The organism is Endozoicomonas sp. SESOKO3 (assembly GCF_024606255.1).
The window spans coordinates 1-1,094 of the sequence record NZ_JAHHPR010000761.1 but is presented as its reverse complement, the minus strand read 5'-3'; the positions used below and the strand labels follow the sequence as shown (position 1 = coordinate 1,094).

Genomic DNA, 1,094 nt, shown 5'->3' with positions numbered 1-1,094 from the left:
GTTGTCAATCACCTGCATATCCCCCTGGGCAAGGCCTATGTTGGCCGTTTCAGTGACGGCGAAATTGCAGTGGAAATTCAGGAAAACGTTCGTGGTCGTGATGTTTTTATCATCCAGTCCACCTGTGCACCTACCAATGATAACCTGATGGAGCTGCTGGTCATGGCAGATGCTATGCGCCGTTCCTCTGCGGTTCGTATCACAGCGGTACTGCCTTACTTTGGTTATGCTCGTCAGGATCGTCGTCCGCGCTCTTCTCGTGTACCTATCAGTGCCAAAGTCGTAGCAGATATGATTGCCAGTGTGGGGGTGGATCGTGTTCTGACCGTAGATCTGCACGCAGATCAGATTCAGGGTTTCTTCGACATTCCCGTGGATAACGTCTACGGTTCCCCAATCCTGCTGGATGACATGGAACGCCAGGGTTATGAGAACCTGATGGTGGTTTCGCCCGATCACGGTGGTGTGGTTCGTGCCCGTGCTGTGGCCAAACGACTGAATACCGATCTGGCTATCATTGACAAGCGTCGCCCTGAAGCCAATAAATCTGAAGTGATGAACATCATCGGTGATGTTAACGGCCGTACCTGTGTGCTGGTCGATGATATGGTCGACACTGCCGGAACTCTCTGCGCTGCTGCTTCTGCGTTGAAGTCCAAAGGCGCAACCAAGGTGATTGCCTACTGTACGCACCCTGTTTTGTCTGGTCGTGCTCTGGAGAATGTGGCTAACTCCGAGCTGGATGAACTGGTGGTGACTAATACTATTCCTCTGAGCCCGGCTGCTCAGGCTTTGGGTCGAATCCGTCAGTTGGATATGTCCCCTCTGCTGGCCGAGTCTGTTCGCAGAATCAGTAATGCTGAATCCATCAGTGCTATGTTCCAGTAATATCAAGTGCTTACAACAATATGGGCGGCTTTTTAGGTATTCTTATAAAGCCCCCTTTTTTTGTCTTTTTGGGGGATGATCGGCGAAATATTACAAAACACTTGTTTAACTCCCCCTTCTGTCGTTCGTCAAGTACTATCAATTTTTACAGGAGTTTTCAGTTAAACTTTCATGGCTGAGAGTGACTTGGGTGGTGACATAAATAT

The 1,094-nt window shown here is 49.5% G+C and carries 1 protein-coding gene; it reads left to right on the top strand.

The window, feature by feature from the left end; translation table 11 throughout:
- Positions 1–888, top strand: an 888-nt coding sequence (locus tag KDK18_RS13370; protein WP_373691176.1) for a ribose-phosphate pyrophosphokinase, incomplete at its 5' end; no start/stop codon positions are given.
- Positions 889–1,094 lie beyond the last annotated feature (206 nt).